Raw genomic sequence first — 462 nt, forward strand, 5'->3', positions numbered from 1 at the left:
CCGGCGTCCGGCCCCGTGGCGCGCCTGGCGCACATGAGGCCCCCCGGCGCAGGCCGTCAGGTAGGGGGCGGCCATGAGGGCCAGGGCCCTGGCGGCACCCAGTCCCTGGGCACCCGCCGAGGCCGACCCGAGCGCGAGCACGAGCGCGCTGGCGACCCCGAAGAGCAGCAGGCGGGCGAAGGACACCGACACGGCGTTGAACGGGCACGACGACTCGAGCTCGCCCATGCCGAACGGCTTGGACCGTGTCACGCCGACGAGGCACACCAGGGCGAGCAGCCCGCCCGCGGAGGAGAGCGCCTGGAAGGCGGCGGGGCCGTCCGCCCCCACGCCCGTACCCGCGACCGCCAGGGCACCCACGGCGGCGATGGCGACCCAGGCACCGTGCGGCGTGAAGCGGGCCTGGGCGGCCAGGAACGCCAGGAGCGACGCCTCCGGCCTCCTCCTCCCGAGGGCGGCCGC

General features: G+C 77.7%; 1 protein-coding gene. It reads right to left on the reverse strand.

Annotated elements, in window-relative coordinates; genetic code table 11:
* The coding region (locus COLINT_RS08585) for a hypothetical protein (RefSeq protein ID WP_006722690.1) at positions 1 to 462 on the reverse strand (462 nt) is incomplete at both ends.

This window comes from Collinsella intestinalis DSM 13280 (assembly GCF_000156175.1).
Lineage (GTDB): Bacteria > Actinomycetota > Coriobacteriia > Coriobacteriales > Coriobacteriaceae > Collinsella > Collinsella intestinalis.